The sequence below is a fragment of the Streptomyces beijiangensis genome, assembly GCF_017315755.1.
Lineage (GTDB): Bacteria > Actinomycetota > Actinomycetes > Streptomycetales > Streptomycetaceae > Streptomyces > Streptomyces beijiangensis.
Window position 1 is genome coordinate 1 of record NZ_JAFLRJ010000708.1, and the last position, 1945, is coordinate 1945.

The 1945-nt window shown below is 67.6% G+C and carries 2 protein-coding genes; both read right to left on the reverse strand.

All coding sequences use genetic code 11. The features are described from left to right. Nucleotides 1-484, reverse strand: a 484-nt coding sequence (locus J0695_RS38525; RefSeq protein WP_206969499.1) for a LutC/YkgG family protein, incomplete at its 3' end; no start/stop codon positions are given. Continuing rightward, complete coding sequence (locus J0695_RS38530; RefSeq protein WP_206969500.1) at nt 481-1899, reverse strand: lactate utilization protein B; 1419 nt, start codon at nt 1897-1899, stop codon at nt 481-483. The genes J0695_RS38530 and J0695_RS38525, both read right to left, overlap by 4 nt. Nucleotides 1900-1945 lie beyond the last annotated feature (46 nt).

Below are 1945 nucleotides of genomic sequence, written 5' to 3' on the forward strand. Positions count from 1 at the left end.
AGGCGACGATCTGGTCGGTGGTGCGGACGACGCAGATGTGGTGGTCGGGGACGAGGGTGATACGGCGGCGGCCCTGGTCGGGGCCGGCGTCCAGGACGATCGTGCCGGTCTCGGCGATGGCCAGCGCGCACCCGGTCACCACACTGTCGACCTCATCGAGTTCGCCGGCCGTGGAGGCGGGCCGGTCCGCTACTTGGGTCGCGTCACTCTTCGCGAGCCACCCCTCCGGCAGGCCCGACGGTACCAGCACCGATTTGGTGCCGCGTTCGGTCAGCAGGCGGGCGAGGAGGTCGGGCAGTGCGTTCTCGTCGGTGCGGTGGACGCGTGCGCGGTAGTCGGCGAGGTTCGCCGCCAGCAGGTCGACGATGACCGCCGGGTCGTCGGGGGTGTGACTGGTGAGGTAGTCCCGGGACGGCTCGGGCACCTCCGAGGCGTCGGTCAGCGCCTTGCGCACCCGGTCCAGGATCAGGTCTCTGCTGCTCATGTGCGGTTCTTCTTCCACCAGTCGCGGAACGGTTCGCCGGGCAGTTCGGGCAAATCACGGGCCTGGGTCCAGGCGCCCGCACCGGGCGGGTTCTTGGGGTGCAGTGTGCGGGTCTTGGAGGCCAGACGCTCCCCCGTCGCCAGTGCGGCAGGGTGGTTGAGGATCCAGCCCGCCGCCGTCATGGCCGCCTTCTCCAGACGATGGCCCTTGCCGCCCTGGTCGGCCACCCGCTCCCGCAAATGCACCAGCACCTCAGGAATATCGATGGCGACGGGACACACGTCGTAACATGCCCCGCACAACGACGACGCGTAGGGCAGTGAGGCATCGATGTCGCTCTGGGTACCGCGCAGTTGCGGGGAGAGGATCGCCCCGATCGGCCCCGGATAGACCGACCCGTAGGCGTGCCCCCCGGCCCGCTCATAGACCGGGCACACATTCAGGCAGGCCGAGCAGCGGATACAGCGCAACGCCTGACGCCCCACCTCATCAGCGAGGGTGGCGGTGCGCCCGTTGTCCAGCAACACCAGATGGAAGACCTGCGGGCCGTCCTCGCTGGTGGTGCCGGTCCAGGTGCTGGTGTAGGGGTTCATCCGCTCGGCGGTCGAGGATCGTGGGAGGGTCTGCAGGAACACCTCCAGATCCCGCCAGCTGGGCACGATCTTCTCGATGCCGACCACCGAGATCAGCATCTCGGGCAGCGTCAGGCACATCCGCCCGTTGCCCTCCGACTCCAGGACCACCAGGGTGCCGGTCTCGGCGACCATGAAGTTCGCCCCCGAAATACCGACCTTGGCCCGCAGGAACTTCTCCCGCAAATGCAACCGGGCCGCCTCCGCCAACTCCGCCGGCGCATCACTCAGATCCTCCGGCGCCGGGCGCCCCCACTCACTCATGGTCCGCGCGAAAATCTCCCGGATCTCCCCCCGGTTACGGTGGATCGCGGGCACCAAAATATGTGAGGGGCGATCCTCACCCAACTGCACGATCAGCTCCGCGAGATCCGTCTCAAAGGCGGCGATCCCCGCCGCCTCCAACGCCTCATTCAGGCCGATCTCCTGGGTGGCCATCGACTTGACCTTCACCACCTCCCGCTCCCCGGTCGCCGCCACCAGATCCACCACGATCCGGTTCGCCTCCTGCGCATCCGCCGCCCAGTGCACGACACCCCCCGCCGCGGTGACCTTGTTCTCCAGCTCGACGAGATAGGTGTCCAGATACCGCAGCGTGCGGTCCTTGATCTGCTTCCCCGCCTCCCGCAACAACCCCCAGTCCGCCAACTCCTCCACCGCCACCGCCCGCTTCGCCCGGATCGTATGGGTGGCATGACGCAGATTCGCCCGCAACGTCGGATTGTTCACCGCACCACGCGCCGCCTCAGGAAACGACGGCATCCCCAGATACGTCCCACTCATACCAACGGCTCCTCTTCCGTACTCGCCAAAATCTCCGCCAAATGCA

Coding starts and splice junctions, on each gene's coding strand:
- J0695_RS38530 (WP_206969500.1), bottom strand. CDS start 1,899: ATGAGTGGGACGTATCTGGGGATGCCGTCGTTTCCTGAGGCGGCGCGT.